The following is a 12,652-nucleotide window of genomic DNA, read 5'->3' on the forward strand; positions in this document are numbered from 1 at the left end:
TCAATAATGAAAAAATATTTTTTAGTTCTATCAGCTTTTTTCTTTTTACTGCTACTAGGTTCATGTAAAAAGTCTTATTTAAGTACCGTTCCTACTGATCAAATTGATGCAGATAAAGTATTTGACAACATCAATAATGTGAAAGTGGCATTGAATGGTATTTACAGGGGTTTGTATATGCAGTATTCCGATCAGGAACAGGATGGACATGCCGCTATCATGATTGTAATGGATTTTATGGGCGAAGATATCGTTCATACCGCAACGGGCACCAGCTATTTTAGAGGCGCTTATCGTTGGACAGACCATCGATCTGATTTGAATGACTTGCCCTATTTTGCCTATCGCCTTTATTATCGGATAATTGCTAACGCGAATTTATTGCTAGAAGGCATAGATAAAGTACCTGATGCTACCGATGCTCAAAAGAATGTGATTAAAGGTGAGTGCTTAGCACTAAGGGCTTTTTCACATTTTATGTTGGTGCAACTGTTTGCCAAACGTTACGATAAGTCTATTTTAACAGATGTGGCTAATCCAAATTCCCCAAGGGTACAGCTTGGCGTGCCAATCATGACAAAGTATTCGCTAGATCCTCAGCCTAGAAATACGGTAGAGGAAGTATACATCCAAATTAATAAGGACCTGGATGATGCCATATTGCTTTTGAATGGAGCGCCAGCTAGAGGATTGTACAGAACTCATATCGATAAAAGCGTAGCTCAGGGTTTTAAGGCTAGAGTGGCCTTAACGCAACAAAATTGGACTGATGCGGCTTACTATGCTTTAGAAGCTTTAAAAGGATACCAGTTGATGTCTAACTCTGCTTACTTAGATGGTTTCACTGACATGAAAAACTCAGAATGGATGTGGGGTGCGCACCAACTGCCAGAGCAATTGCCTACTTATGGTTCGTTTTATGCGTACATGTCATCTAACTTTAACTCTGCGCATACAAGGCCAAATCCTAAAAAAATCAATAGTTTGTTGTATAACTCATTGAGCAATACAGATGTGAGGAAGAAGTTGTTTTGCGATAACGTTAATGATTTTGTGAACTTTCCTGGCGTAATTGATGCTTCAACTGGGCAACCTGTGCCAGGTCAAACCAGAGCGATGTACATGCATAAAAAGTTCGTCGTTTCTGATCCGGCCGTTAGCGCTGGCGATATTCCTTTCATGCGTGTTGCAGAAATGTATCTTATTGCAGCCGAAGCGAAAGCAAAAGATGGCTTCATTAATGAGGCTGCAGACATCATTGATATTTTGGCGAAAAATCGTGATCCTAATTATGTCCGTCCTGACAACATTACGGACATAGCTAACGATAATAATGGTTTGATAATGACCCAACGCCGAATCGAATTATGGGGAGAAGGATTCCGTTTTTTAGATTTGAAACGCCTAGATTTAGCTTTGGCTAGAGCAAATACCGGAGCTACATCTACTTTAGCTAACGCAATGGACCGTGCTAGAGGCGCTGTAACGTGGCAGTTCGTAATTCCAAGACGTGAAATCCAGGCTAATCCCTATATGGTTCAAAATCCCTAGCTAATAGTAAGTTAGTTATATATGTTAAGATCAAAGGAGCATGAAATTGCTCCTTCTGATCATTCTTTGTGCCTAATATTTAGGCGAAATCCTACAAATGAAGTAATGCGTTATGAAAAAATTAACATGGCTGCTACTCGTAATTATGGTTTTAATTGCGATAAACATATTCGCTATCAGACCAAAGAATGTAGCTAATATTCGCTTTAAAATTTCTTTTACGGTAGATGAAAAAGCTACTGTGCCCAGTCAATTCGCAGATACCTTAAAAAAAGCTGAGCAGCTGTTGAGCAAGGTCTTTTCTTCTTCGGAATTTAAGGAAGCGATGTATAAGCAAAACTATAATGATTCTGCCTATAGCAAATCAAAAAAGAAGTGCTTTGATATTGTATTTGATCAAAGTACGGGTCGCATTCCTGGGAAGGCTGTTTATGATAATCTGTTAGCAGATAATGAAATCAACTTGGTGATAAATATCAAAAATAATGGCGATAAAAAAGGAACCATGGGATCGTCCAATGCTTGCAATTACAGCATTACAACTTACGATTATTGGCTAGTAGAAAAAGGGGAGTTGGCACAGCGATTAGCAAGGCACATTGCACATGAATTTACGCATGTAAGAGGCTACAGGCACGACAATAAGGTGGAGAAGGCTTATAAATGGGGACACAAACCAGAAGAAGATCCAGCTTATGGTGTTGGTAGTGTTGTTGGAGAAATCTTAAGAGATTGGTCTAAAAAGGGCATAATTTGATACAATTTACCTAGCGGATATCTAATAGAAGACAATTAAATCAGTAGATATGAAAAAGATTAAATTATTGGCGTTAATGTTAGCGTTCGCTATCATTTCTTGCAAAAAACACACAGAAAATAATACTGACGGTGATCCTGCCAGTAAGCCAAACGAAACCGTCTACAAACCAAATACTACCGTTTATGGCAGTAATAAATATGTTAGATTTGTTGTAGGTGATGCCAACTCGCCAATTATTTTGGCTTCACCACATGACGGTACCATTACTCCTGCCAGCATGCCATTTAGAGATAATCCTGATGCTGTAACGGTACGAGATTTATACGTTACAGATTTGGTAGAGGAAATTGCCAGTGCTTTTTATGCTAAAACTGGAATACATCCACACGTTATAGTAAATGATGTAGCAAGGGAGCGCATGGAGCCAAATCGTTCACTAGAGGAAGCATACCATAAAAGTGAAGCTGCAAATGCACTTTGGAGAGAATATCACGGTTATTTAAAAGCTGCTAGGGATATGGTTGCTAAAAATGTGGGTAAAGGACTGTTCTTAGATATGCATGGGCATGGCCATACGAAAAAGCGGGTAGAAGTTGGTTATATCGTATCTAGGTCAAACCTGAATGCTTCCGATGCCACCTTGAATGGTGTAGCCAACACTTCGAGCATTTACAACCTGTCGACCAATTCAGCGTACTCGTTTTCTCAGCTCATCAGAGGGGATTATGCTTTTGGAACGCTACTGGCCAACGAAGGTATTCCCGCTGTCCCTAGTAAAACAGATCCGACACCTAACGATGACGATTATTTCAATGGCGGTTACTGCACGCTTACCTACGGTTCCAGAAACGGCGGCACTGTTTCGGCAATCCAGCTAGAAACACACGGCACTGATTTAAGAAACAATGCAACACAGCGTAAAGCTTCAGGAATTAAAATTGCCGATGCCATCATCAAGTACATGAAAAGTCATTACGGTTTACTTTTAGATAAATAACCCTTGAAATTTTTACAGTTTTGCCTCATTTCTGCAGCACTTCTTATTCAAAGTTGTGCGGTAAAAAACAATAGTTCATCAAGCCTAAACCCGGCAATGGTGAAAATTGAATTGCAAGACCGAAAGGTTTTTGCTTTCGATAAGCAGGGTGTTTACTTCAGTAATCAATTTCCTTCGGCAAGGGTAAACCAATTGACGATGCTCAACGATAGTACTTTTAATATAGCTATTGAGCCCGAAAACCAGCCCGTTAATCAAAGTGCTTGGTATGCCTTCAAAGTTTGGGGCAAAAGTGGCAAAAATGTATATGTTAATCTAATCTATCCACATAGCAAACATCGATATCAGCCAAAATTATCTTACAATGGTACAACCTGGCAAACGCTTGAAAAAATCGTTTTAAATAAGGAGAAAAATGAAGCCTCTTTTAAAATTAATTTAACAAAAGATACATTAACGGTAGCTGCCCAGGAAATCATATCTTCCAGTCAATCTTATCAATGGATGGATCAACTGTCGCAAACTTTTGGACTAACTAAAACCACCATTGGTAAAAGCATCGGAGGTAAACCTATCATTGCACTTCATTCAACAAAAAGCGATGGAAAGAAAATAGTGGTGGTGTTGAGCCGTCAACATCCACCGGAGATTTCAGGTTATATGGCAATGGTTCAGTTTGTAGAAACCTTACTAGGTAAAACAGATTTAGCCAAAAAATTTATGGAAAACTACGAATTGATCATTATTCCGATGATAAATCCTGATGGCGTGGACGAAGGCAATTGGCGTCACAGTTTGGCTGGCGTTGATTTAAATAGAGATTGGATTGATTTTAAGCAGCCAGAAACCAGAGCAGTTAGAGATTTTCTATTAGAGAAAGTCCAAAAACAAAAAGCTAAGGTATACTTTGCTTTAGATTTTCATTCTACCTTTAACGATGTACTGTATACCAACGAAGATAGAGCGGATACTAATTTTCCGGGTTTAACAAATGCTTGGGTAAAAGGATTACACGATTTTGAGGGGAACAATAAAACTACCGTTAAACCCTCAGGTAACGGTGGCAATGTTTCAAAGGCTTGGTTAGGCAAAGTGCTTAACGCTGAGGCGCTAACTTATGAAGTTGGCGATAACACACCGCGACCTTACATCCAGAAGAAAGCTACAAAAGTGGCTGAGGTGCTGATGACCGAATTACTAAAGAACACTAATAGTAACTAGCTTTTTCTGCCGTTCATTAATTCCTCCAGCTTATTTCTTTCGTCTTGTAATTCTCTAGCAAGCTTTCTTTCTTTCTCCACCGATTTTGACTTGAAGGCCTGATACTCCTCGGCAATTTCGTTATAAAGCCCAGTGCGGTGTTTGGCTTCACCAATACTTTTGCCTGAACGAATAATTACAATGATTAATGCAATGGTTAAAGCTCCTACAATTCCCCACATCATAATGTTGTAGGTGCCTTTTTCGAAGGTGATGCCTAATATGCTAATCTCATTAACCTTATTGGTGTTTTCAGTTAGTGATGCCTCCTTTCCAGAAATCTCTGTTTTTAAGTAGTTCACTGTCTTGTTTTGGTCGTTGAGCTTCTGCTGTAAATTTTTTTTGTCTGCTTTTTCTTTACGCAACGTATCCATCACGTTTTTCCAAAGCTCATCTAATCGGTATTTGGCAATCATTTTATACCCATCTGGCGATGTCCTCGTTCTAGATAGCATAAATGTATACTGTCCGTTTAAACTAGGATCCGTATTCTTTACCGTATCTCGTTGTCGATACACCTTTTTTACAACAGGAGCGGGCTTTGGTTGAATTGTATTGGACTGGGTTTGTGCCAGCGCATTTTGTCCAATAGTAAGGAATAGTAGAGTGCTTGTTGTAAGTAGTAAGGTTTGTCTCATGCCTAATGTTATTTAATACTAAAACAATATTAGTAAAGAATTATTGTCGATGTAATTGTGTTATGTTATTGTAATTTGGCTCAAGTTAGGATGTTTAATCAATAAATCAATTGATTGCGGTCATTTTTTTTAAACCTTACAGTGATACATTTGCCTAATGCAGATAGGTATTATCGGTTTGGGAGATATGGGCAAGTTGTATGCGCTTACTTTTGCTAAAGCAGGCTATAACATCTGCGGTACAGATTTGCCAGCACGGCTTCCGCACCTTACTGCCGAGCTTGAACCACAAGGTATCGAAATATTGAGCGACGGTCATCAGGTTTCTAGAAAATCGGACTTCATACTGTATTGCGTCGAAGCAGAAAAAATAGCGCAGGTAGTAGCTTTATTTGCTAAGTCTACCAAATATAATGCTATTGTAGGCGGACAAACATCTGTGAAACATCCCGAAATAAAAGCTTTTGAAGCTTATCTGCCCAATGACGTTCATATTGTTACTTGCCACTCGCTTCATGGTCCAGGTTTTACAACTCGCGGGCAAACCTTAGTTGTTATAAGGCACCGCGCTACCGACGTGGCCTATCAGCAAGCACTGGCGATATACCAATCGTTGCAATCCAATATTATAGAGATGGATAGCTATCAACAACATGATAAAATTGTTGCCGATACGCAAGCTGTAACTCATATGGGTTTCGAAAGTATGGGGTCGGCGTGGGCCAGTCAAGGTTATTATCCTTGGGAAAGTCCTAGCTATGCTGGCGGTATTGATAACGTGAAAATATTAACAACTTTGCGCATATTCAGCTATAAATCTCACATATATGCAGGCTTGGCAATTTTAAATCCCCATGCCAAAATTCAGGTAAGGCAATATGCAAAAACAGAGAATGAGCTTTTTGCTTTGATGATTGCCGAAAAAGAAAATGAGCTCAGAGCAAAAATCATGAAGGCTAAAAGTTTTGTTTTTGAAGATGATACACCATTATTATTTAATGCTGACGTAATGCATACGTTCAGCCTTTCCGACGGAAGCTGTACACGAAAACCAAACTCGCACTTAAGTATTTTAAGTATGGTTTGTACCTGGCATACACTAGGGATCAATCCTTACGAAAACTTAATTTGCCAAACCCCGCCGTTTAAACTAAGGCTAGGCATTGCCGAATATCTTTTTAAAAACGAAGATTTGTTAGAAGAAACACTACAGGCTGCTTTGTTTGATAAATCAATAAGAAATGACGACTTAGCCTTTCACACCGCAGTTCACGAATGGGCCTCAATGATTTGTTACGGCGATATGGAAGGCTACAAGGCGCATTTTGAAGCCGCTAAAACTTTTTTTGAAGACCGTTTGGAACAAGCTAGGGCCTTAAGTTCCGAAATGATTACCGAACTAATGGATTAGTGCTTCTACCAATTTAAACAGTTTGTCAATTTACAATTATTCCAATAAACTATAAATTCTAAGTATCCTATAGACATTATTTTATTGCTTGTTTATTGCATAAAGCCTTTTTAAGTACCTTATATTTGCCGGTATGACGGTATTAGTCTTTACATTAATCGTACTTGTTGGCGCATTTTTAGCTGGCTTTTTAGGCTCTCTCACTGGTTTGGGAGGCGGAGTAATTATTATTCCTTTACTAACGCTGGGCTTGGGCGTAGATATTCACTACGCTATCGGGGCATCTATCATATCGGTAATCGCTACATCAACCGGGTCTGCGGCTGCTTATGTCAAAGAAGGACTCACCAATATGCGAATAGGCATGTTTTTAGAAATCGCCACTACAGTGGGAGCTATTTTAGGTGCTGTAATTGCGGTGTATTTAAATGCTGCCTACGTAGCTGTCATATTTGGCTGCATATTGATTTTCTCTTCTTTAATGACTTTGCGTAAAAAAGTAGATCATACCAATATAGATTACAGTAGCAAAGGCGCAAAATTTTTCAAACTGAATGGGTCGTATCCCAATCAGGGTGTAGATACGCCTTATGCTGTAAAAAATGTGGCCGGTGGTTTTTTTATGATGTTGTTTGCCGGTACATTATCGGGTCTGCTTGGAATAGGAAGTGGTGCTTTAAAAGTAATAGCAATGGATAACATCATGCGCTTGCCTTTTAAGGTTTCTACAACTACCAGTAATTTCATGATGGGAGTTACCGCTGCGGCTAGTGCTGTTGTTTATCTGCACCGCGGGCAAATTGATCCTGGTATAGCAATGCCGGTATGTATTGGCGTATTACTAGGAGCAACCGTTGGCGCCAAAGTTTTGGTTAAGGCAAAAACAGATAAATTGAAAATAGTGTTTGCCGTGGTGGTCACTATTTTGGCAATACAAATGATTTATAAAGGATTGACGGGAGGTTTTTAATGGAGCAAGCAAAAAACATTACAGATAAAGATATTCAAAGCTTGGTAGGCAACTTGTTAAGAGTTGGCGTATACATTTCTATGGGGATCGTCATTATTGGCGGTATCATTTACCTATTTGATCATTCAGCCGAAACCATTAATTATAAGGTTTTCGATTTTAATAAAGTGTCGTTAAAAACCGTGTCCGATATATTTAGCGCAGTATTAACCTTTAAAGGTGTTGCTATTGTGCAGTTTGGGTTATTGATGCTCATATTTACTCCAATAGCTCGAGTGCTAATGGCGGTAGTTAGTTTTTTCATTGAAAAAGATTACCTATATGTCGCTATTGGTTTGCTAGTGCTAGCAATTATTATGGCTAGCTTAAGTGGTGGTTTTGCACATTAGTTAATTAAGCAAAGCTGATGTAGTGAAGCTCCAATGCTGCTTTTTAAATTAAATATCCCTGTAATTAACGGTCTAAATTCTCAATAACTTTAAATGTTTGTAATTCAATTTGTTGCATTTTTTTGCTACATAATTTGATTTCGAAACGCATTTACTTCCCGAACCATCAAATAGCTGTTAATAAAACATTAAAATTTTTTTAGCTAACTATTTGAAAATTAATAATTCTTGCCTATCTTTGCCGTCCCTTTGCGGGGATTGTATATCCACCTTGAACGAAGCCCTACTGCTTCGATGGGTGTTAACTTAATTAAAGAAATGTCAGGAATTATTGGAAAAAAAGTAGGAATGACCAGTATTTTCGATGCAGAAGGAAGAAACATTCCTTGTACTGTAATCGAAGCTGGACCTTGTGTAGTAACACAAGTTAAAACCGAAGAAACAGACGGTTATTCGTCAATCCAGTTAGGATTTGATGAAGCAAAAGAGAAAAACGTAACGCAGCCATTAAAAGGCCATTACGCAAAAGCAAACACAACTCCAAAACGTAAATTGGTTGAGTTCGGCGAGTTTGAAGCAACTTTAAACTTAGGCGACACAGTTACTGTGGACATCTTCGCTGAAGGTGACTATGTAGATGTTGTGGGAACTTCAAAAGGTAAAGGTTTCCAAGGTGTGGTAAAACGTCACGGTTTTGGTGGTGTGGGTGGCCAAACTCACGGTCAGCACAACAGGATGCGTGCACCAGGTTCATTGGGAGCTTCTTCTTGGCCTTCACGTGTATTCAAAGGTATGCGTATGGCAGGTAGAACAGGTGGCGACAGAGTAAAAGTTCAAAACTTACAAGTATTGAAAGTTTATCCTGAGCAAAACCTAGTAGTAGTTAGCGGTTCCGTACCAGGAGCTAAAGGTTCTTACGTAATCTTAGATAAGTAAGCAAGATGGAAGTTAAAGTAGTAAACATTTCAGGAAAAGAGACAGGTGCCAAGGTGCAACTTCCTGAGTCGGTATTTGGTGTTACACCAAACGACCACGCGATTTATTTAGATGTAAAACAGTATTTGGCTAACCAACGTCAAGGTACGCACAAGTCTAAGCAACGTAACGAAATTGCTGGTTCTACACGTAAATTATACAAACAAAAAGGTACTGGTGGTGCACGTGCCGGAAGCATCAAATCTCCATTGTTCAATGGTGGTGGTCGTGTTTTTGGTCCTCAACCTCGTGACTATAGTTTTAAATTGAACAAGAAATTAAAATCATTAGCTCGTAAATCGGCTTTAGCTTATAAAGCTCAGGATAACAGCATCGTGGTTTTAGAAGATTTCAATTTTGATAGCATCAAAACTAAAAACTATGTGAACTTGGTAAGCGCACTAAACTTAACAAACGAAAAAACTTTGTTAGTATTGCCAGAACAAAACAACAATATTTATTTATCAAGCAGAAATATTCAGAAAGCTAAAGTTATTACTGCAGGCGATTTAAATACTTATGATGTATTGAACGCTAGTAAACTTTTGTTAACTGCTAATTCGCTTAAATCATTGGAGGAGGCATTTGCCAAGTAATATGGAAATCTTACAAAAACCAATTTTAACCGAAAAAGCATCTGCATTAACCGAAAAAGCTAACCGTTTTACTTTCCAAGTAGATCACAGAGCTAACAAATTGCAGATTAAAAGTGCTATCGAGCAAATGTATGGCGTAACTATCGTTGCGGTAAATACAATGATAGTACAAGGCAAGGCAAAAACCAGAAACACCAAAGCAGGTTTGGTAACTGGCCGTAGCCCTAAATACAAAAAAGCTGTTGTTACCCTTAAAGACGGAGAAACAATAGATTATTACGCGAATATTTAATATAAAAATTGAATAATTAATAACTATGGGCTTAAGAAAATTTAAACCAGTTACTCCGGGTACCCGCTTTAGAGTTGGTGCTAGTTTTACGGAGATTACAGCAACCAAGCCCGAAAAATCATTGGTTGTATCTTCTAAGAAATCGGGAGGTCGTAACAATACAGGAAAGATGACTATGCGCTATATCGGTGGTGGTCACAAAAAATCTTACCGTTTAATTGATTTTAAACGTGATAAATTTGATATTCCTGCTGTTGTAGCTACTATTGAGTACGATCCTAACCGTACAGCACGCATCGCATTGTTAAACTATGCTGATGGTGAGAAGCGTTACATTATTGCTCCAGAAGGATTGCAAGTTGGACAAACAGTGCTTTCGGGCGATAAAGCTACTCCAGAAGTAGGTAATACTTTGAAATTAGCTAACATTCCGTTAGGTTCTATCATCCACAATTTAGAGCTTCATCCAGGTAAAGGTGCTCAATTAGCACGTAGCGCAGGTTCTTATGCACAATTAGCTGCAAGAGACGGTAAATATGCTACTATCAAATTGCCTTCAGGTGAAGTAAGATCTATCTTAGTTACTTGTTTAGCCACTATTGGTACAGTTTCTAACTCTGATCATGCAAACGAAGTGTTGGGTAAAGCAGGTCGCAGCCGTTGGATCGGTCGCCGTCCTCGTACTCGTCCAGTAGCGATGAACCCAGTAGATCACCCAATGGGTGGTGGTGAAGGTAGATCATCTGGTGGTCACCCACGCTCAAGAAACGGCGTTTTAGCTAAAGGCTTCAAAACACGTTCTAAGAAAAAATACTCAAATCGTTTCATCATAGAGAAAAGGAAAAAATAATGGCTCGTTCAATTAAAAAAGGACCTTATATTGACCATAACGTAGAGCGTAAAGTAAACTCTATGAATGATTCAGGCAAAAGGACTGTAATCAAAACTTGGTCACGTAGATCAATGATCTCACCAGATTTCGTTGGTCACACATTTGCAGTGCATAACGGCAATAAATTTATACCAGTATACGTAACAGAAAACATGGTTGGCCACAAGCTAGGGGAGTTCGCTCCAACTAGAACCTTTAGGGGCCACTCTGAAAAGAAAAAATAATTAAAAGATGGAAGCAGTAGCGAAATTAAACAATTGCCCAACTTCACCGCGTAAGATGCGTTTAGTTGTGGATCTTATCAGAGGTGAGCGTGTTGAGAAAGCATTACAGATTTTGAAGTACACCAATAAAGAAGCTGCTATAAGAGTTGAAAAACTTTTATTGTCTGCCATCAACAATTGGGAGCAAAAAAACTCTGGTTCTCGCCCTGAAGAAAGCCAATTATTCGTTAAATCGGTAATGGTTGACGGTGGTCGTCAGTTGAAAAGACTTAGACCAGCACCTCAAGGCCGCGGTTATAGAATCCGTAAGCGTTCTAACCACGTAACCCTTGTTGTAGATAGTAAAAACGTTGAAACTCAAACTAATTAACAGAAATGGGACAAAAAGCACATCCAATAGGTAACAGGTTAGGAATCATCAGAGGTTGGGATTCTAACTGGTTCGGTGGCAACAACTATGCTGATAAATTAGTTGAGGACGAAAAAATAAGAAAATACCTTTCAGCTCGTATTGCAAAAGGCGGTGTTTCTAAAGTAGTAATCGAGCGTACCTTAAAACGTATCACTGTTACTATCCACACAGCACGTCCAGGAATTGTAATCGGTAAAGCAGGCCAAGAGGTTGATAAAATCAAAGAAGAGTTAAAGAAATTGACTAAAAAGGAAATTCAAATTAACATCTTTGAAATTAAACGCCCTGAGCTTGATGCACAATTAGTAGCAGAAGGTGTTGCAAAACAATTAGAAGCTAGGATCTCGTTCCGTAGAGCAATGAAATCATCAATCGCATCAACCATGAGAATGGGAGCAGAAGGTATCAAAATCATGACTTCTGGCCGTTTAGGTGGTGCTGAGATGGCTCGTACAGAACAGTACAAAGAAGGAAGAATTCCTTTGCATACTTTCCGTGCCGATATCGACTATGCTTTAGCAGAAGCTTTAACTACCTATGGTAAAATAGGTATCAAAGTTTGGATCTGTAAAGGTGAAGTTTATGGCAAACGTGATCTTTCTCCAAACATTGGCGCAGCTAACAATGCACCAGGTAACAGCGGAGCTAGAGAGAACAGAGGCGGCGGCGACAGAAGGAATAACGACAAACGCGGTGGCGGTCGTCCGGGTCAAGGCGGAAGAGATAATAGAGGCGGTGGCAACAACAGAGGCCCTCGCAAATAGTTAACAAATCGTTCAACGATAATATTTAAATAAAATGTTACAGCCAAAAAGAACCAAGTTCAGAAAGATGCAAAAGGGCAGGATGAAAGGTTTAGCAACTCGTGGTGCTGAGCTATCATTCGGATCTTTTGGAATCAAATCTTTAGAAGCTACTTGGATCACAAGTCGCCAAATTGAGGCAGCACGTATCGCGGTAACTCGTTACATGAAACGTGAAGGTCAAGTTTGGATCAGAATTTTCCCGGACAAACCGGTAACTAAGAAACCAGCTGAGGTACGTATGGGTAAAGGTAAAGGTGCGCCTGAATATTGGGTAGCCGTAGTTAGACCTGGACGTATCCTTTTCGAAGCAGAAGGCGTGCCTTTGGCAATTGCTAAAGAAGCTTTAAGGTTAGCTGCTCAGAAATTACCTGTTCAAACAAAATTTGTAGTACGTAGAGATTACGTAGAAGCATAAAAAGAAAGATGGGATCAATGTTGTAAGTAACTTGTTATTATAACCGCTAGACCCATCACTATAA

The 12,652-nt window shown here is 39.2% G+C and carries 16 protein-coding genes; 15 read left to right on the top strand and 1 reads right to left on the bottom strand.

Features of this window, described 5'->3' with window-relative positions:
* The first annotated feature begins 6 nt into the window (after window positions 1-6).
* The 4 genes from ACY2A0_RS12045 to ACY2A0_RS12060 all read left to right on the top strand — a co-directional run bounded on the left by ACY2A0_RS12045 (window position 7) and on the right by ACY2A0_RS12060 (window position 4,529).
* Window positions 7-1,551 (top strand): RagB/SusD family nutrient uptake outer membrane protein, encoded by a 1,545-nt coding sequence (locus tag ACY2A0_RS12045; RefSeq protein ID WP_461789786.1) that lies wholly within the window; start codon window positions 7-9, stop codon window positions 1,549-1,551.
* A 112-nt stretch (window positions 1,552-1,663) separates the two neighbouring features.
* Window positions 1,664-2,308, top strand: a complete 645-nt coding sequence (locus ACY2A0_RS12050) for a hypothetical protein (RefSeq protein ID WP_461789787.1) — start codon at window positions 1,664-1,666, stop codon at window positions 2,306-2,308.
* A 49-nt stretch (window positions 2,309-2,357) separates the two neighbouring features.
* Window positions 2,358-3,308, top strand: a complete 951-nt coding sequence (locus ACY2A0_RS12055; protein ID WP_461789788.1) for a hypothetical protein — start codon at window positions 2,358-2,360, stop codon at window positions 3,306-3,308.
* 96 nt (window positions 3,309-3,404) lie between these two features.
* Complete coding sequence (locus tag ACY2A0_RS12060; protein ID WP_461789789.1) at window positions 3,405-4,529, top strand: M14 family metallopeptidase; 1,125 nt, start codon at window positions 3,405-3,407, stop codon at window positions 4,527-4,529.
* Here ACY2A0_RS12060 and ACY2A0_RS12065 read toward each other — a convergent pair.
* Window positions 4,526-5,206: a hypothetical protein gene (locus ACY2A0_RS12065; RefSeq protein ID WP_461789790.1), complete on the bottom strand. Its 681-nt coding sequence runs from the start codon at window positions 5,204-5,206 to the stop codon at window positions 4,526-4,528. The genes ACY2A0_RS12060 and ACY2A0_RS12065 overlap by 4 nt on opposite strands.
* 157 nt (window positions 5,207-5,363) lie before the next feature.
* Between ACY2A0_RS12065 and ACY2A0_RS12070 the strand changes: the two genes are divergently transcribed.
* The 11 genes from ACY2A0_RS12070 (at window position 5,364) to rplP (ending at window position 12,588) form a co-directional block, all read left to right on the top strand.
* Window positions 5,364-6,617, top strand: a complete 1,254-nt coding sequence (locus tag ACY2A0_RS12070; protein ID WP_461789791.1) for an NAD(P)-binding domain-containing protein — start codon at window positions 5,364-5,366, stop codon at window positions 6,615-6,617.
* A 133-nt stretch (window positions 6,618-6,750) separates the two neighbouring features.
* Entirely contained in the window at window positions 6,751-7,587 is an 837-nt protein-coding gene (locus ACY2A0_RS12075) for a sulfite exporter TauE/SafE family protein (RefSeq protein ID WP_461789792.1), read from the top strand.
* Window positions 7,587-7,976 (top strand): DUF1634 domain-containing protein, encoded by a 390-nt coding sequence (locus ACY2A0_RS12080; RefSeq protein ID WP_461789793.1) that lies wholly within the window; start codon window positions 7,587-7,589, stop codon window positions 7,974-7,976. The genes ACY2A0_RS12075 and ACY2A0_RS12080 overlap by 1 nt, the downstream gene beginning before the upstream one ends.
* Before the next feature lie 318 nt (window positions 7,977-8,294).
* On the top strand, window positions 8,295-8,912 hold the full coding sequence (gene rplC, locus ACY2A0_RS12085) for a 50S ribosomal protein L3 (RefSeq protein ID WP_113638120.1): 618 nt from the start codon (window positions 8,295-8,297) through the stop codon (window positions 8,910-8,912).
* Between the two features lie 5 nt (window positions 8,913-8,917).
* Window positions 8,918-9,547 carry a 50S ribosomal protein L4 gene (rplD, locus tag ACY2A0_RS12090; protein ID WP_461789794.1) on the top strand — a complete coding sequence of 210 codons (630 nt, stop codon included), beginning with the start codon at window positions 8,918-8,920 and terminating at the stop codon, window positions 9,545-9,547.
* A gap of 1 nt (window position 9,548) precedes the next feature.
* On the top strand, window positions 9,549-9,839 hold the full coding sequence (gene rplW, locus ACY2A0_RS12095) for a 50S ribosomal protein L23 (RefSeq protein WP_461789795.1): 291 nt from the start codon (window positions 9,549-9,551) through the stop codon (window positions 9,837-9,839).
* 25 nt (window positions 9,840-9,864) lie between these two features.
* Complete coding sequence (gene rplB / locus ACY2A0_RS12100; RefSeq protein WP_461789796.1) at window positions 9,865-10,689, top strand: 50S ribosomal protein L2; 825 nt, start codon at window positions 9,865-9,867, stop codon at window positions 10,687-10,689.
* Window positions 10,689-10,955 (top strand): 30S ribosomal protein S19, encoded by a 267-nt coding sequence (gene rpsS / locus ACY2A0_RS12105; RefSeq protein ID WP_113649308.1) that lies wholly within the window; start codon window positions 10,689-10,691, stop codon window positions 10,953-10,955. Before rplB ends, rpsS begins: the two co-directional genes overlap by 1 nt.
* A gap of 7 nt (window positions 10,956-10,962) precedes the next feature.
* Window positions 10,963-11,325 carry a 50S ribosomal protein L22 gene (rplV, locus tag ACY2A0_RS12110; protein ID WP_113638063.1) on the top strand — a complete coding sequence of 121 codons (363 nt, stop codon included), beginning with the start codon at window positions 10,963-10,965 and terminating at the stop codon, window positions 11,323-11,325.
* 5 nt (window positions 11,326-11,330) lie between these two features.
* Window positions 11,331-12,131, top strand: coding sequence for a 30S ribosomal protein S3 (rpsC, locus tag ACY2A0_RS12115; protein WP_113638062.1), 801 nt, complete (start codon window positions 11,331-11,333; stop codon window positions 12,129-12,131).
* Window positions 12,132-12,165: 34 nt separating this feature from the next.
* On the top strand, window positions 12,166-12,588 hold the full coding sequence (gene rplP / locus ACY2A0_RS12120) for a 50S ribosomal protein L16 (protein WP_113638061.1): 423 nt from the start codon (window positions 12,166-12,168) through the stop codon (window positions 12,586-12,588).
* The last annotated feature ends 64 nt before the right edge of the window (window positions 12,589-12,652 follow it).

The sequence above is a fragment of the Pedobacter sp. genome (assembly GCF_965249885.1).
Classification (GTDB): Bacteria; Bacteroidota; Bacteroidia; order Sphingobacteriales; family Sphingobacteriaceae; genus Pedobacter.

Bases quoted from the DNA above. Each gene is read 5' to 3' on its own strand.
- ACY2A0_RS12045 (WP_461789786.1), top strand. From the start codon at position 7: ATGAAAAAATATTTTTTAGTTCTATCAGCTTTTTTCTTTTTACTGCTA.
- ACY2A0_RS12050 (WP_461789787.1), top strand. From the start codon at position 1,664: ATGAAAAAATTAACATGGCTGCTACTCGTAATTATGGTTTTAATTGCG.
- ACY2A0_RS12055 (WP_461789788.1), top strand. From the start codon at position 2,358: ATGAAAAAGATTAAATTATTGGCGTTAATGTTAGCGTTCGCTATCATT.
- ACY2A0_RS12060 (WP_461789789.1), top strand. From the start codon at position 3,405: ATGGTGAAAATTGAATTGCAAGACCGAAAGGTTTTTGCTTTCGATAAG.
- ACY2A0_RS12065 (WP_461789790.1), bottom strand. From the start codon at position 5,206: ATGAGACAAACCTTACTACTTACAACAAGCACTCTACTATTCCTTACT.
- ACY2A0_RS12070 (WP_461789791.1), top strand. From the start codon at position 5,364: ATGCAGATAGGTATTATCGGTTTGGGAGATATGGGCAAGTTGTATGCG.
- ACY2A0_RS12075 (WP_461789792.1), top strand. From the start codon at position 6,751: ATGACGGTATTAGTCTTTACATTAATCGTACTTGTTGGCGCATTTTTA.
- ACY2A0_RS12080 (WP_461789793.1), top strand. From the start codon at position 7,587: ATGGAGCAAGCAAAAAACATTACAGATAAAGATATTCAAAGCTTGGTA.
- rplC (WP_113638120.1), top strand. From the start codon at position 8,295: ATGTCAGGAATTATTGGAAAAAAAGTAGGAATGACCAGTATTTTCGAT.
- rplD (WP_461789794.1), top strand. From the start codon at position 8,918: ATGGAAGTTAAAGTAGTAAACATTTCAGGAAAAGAGACAGGTGCCAAG.
- rplW (WP_461789795.1), top strand. From the start codon at position 9,549: ATGGAAATCTTACAAAAACCAATTTTAACCGAAAAAGCATCTGCATTA.
- rplB (WP_461789796.1), top strand. From the start codon at position 9,865: ATGGGCTTAAGAAAATTTAAACCAGTTACTCCGGGTACCCGCTTTAGA.
- rpsS (WP_113649308.1), top strand. From the start codon at position 10,689: ATGGCTCGTTCAATTAAAAAAGGACCTTATATTGACCATAACGTAGAG.
- rplV (WP_113638063.1), top strand. From the start codon at position 10,963: ATGGAAGCAGTAGCGAAATTAAACAATTGCCCAACTTCACCGCGTAAG.
- rpsC (WP_113638062.1), top strand. From the start codon at position 11,331: ATGGGACAAAAAGCACATCCAATAGGTAACAGGTTAGGAATCATCAGA.
- rplP (WP_113638061.1), top strand. From the start codon at position 12,166: ATGTTACAGCCAAAAAGAACCAAGTTCAGAAAGATGCAAAAGGGCAGG.